This window comes from Oleiphilus sp. HI0125 (genome assembly GCF_001635355.1).
Genome location: NZ_LWGF01000969.1, coordinates 1 through 645, shown reverse-complemented (window position 1 = coordinate 645; position 645 = coordinate 1). Strand labels below are relative to the sequence as shown.

At 44.0% G+C, this 645-nt stretch carries 1 protein-coding gene; it reads right to left on the bottom strand.

Annotated features, from left to right (window positions below; translation table 11 throughout):
* Window positions 1-645: permease (locus A3762_RS16510; RefSeq protein ID WP_068756685.1), on the bottom strand; the 645-nt coding region annotated here is incomplete at both ends.

Sequence of the window (645 nt, the reverse complement as noted above, 5' to 3'; positions counted from 1 at the left end):
ACGAATAGGAACGCAGCGATCAGCTGATTTTTAAACAATGATTTCAGTAAGATAACTTCGGTAAGACTTGCTCCCGCACTACCAATAATCAATGCCATAACTGCGCCAAGCGCCATGCCTTTTTCAACCAATACTGCACTCAATGGGATAACGGCTTCTGCGCGAATATATAGGGGAATACCGATCACAGCAGACACAGGAATTGCCCAAGGGTTTTCTTTGTTCGCAACAGAGCTTAGGAATTCAGTAGGCATAAATCCGTATATCAACGCGCCCAATGCAATGCCTCCAAATAAGTACGGTGCAACTTGTTTAAAGTCCCTCCAAGTTGAGTCCCATATTGCTTTCCATTTATTGATAGGTGCTTTGGAGCCACATCCACTTCCGCAAGTTTTAGCGGGTTCCACATAAGCTTCTGGTTTTACGAAGCGTTCAAACCCCAGTTTTTCAAGCAGAAAACCTGCAATAACGGATACACCCATCGCGATAATGAAGTAAAAAATAGTGACTTTTATGCCAAAGGTGATCGCAAACAAGCCAATGATAATGGGGTTTAAGAGTGGGCTTGAGAACAGGAACACCATCATGGTGCCAAAGCCCGCATTTGCGCGTAACAAACCCTTCAAAAATGGAATGGTAGAGCAG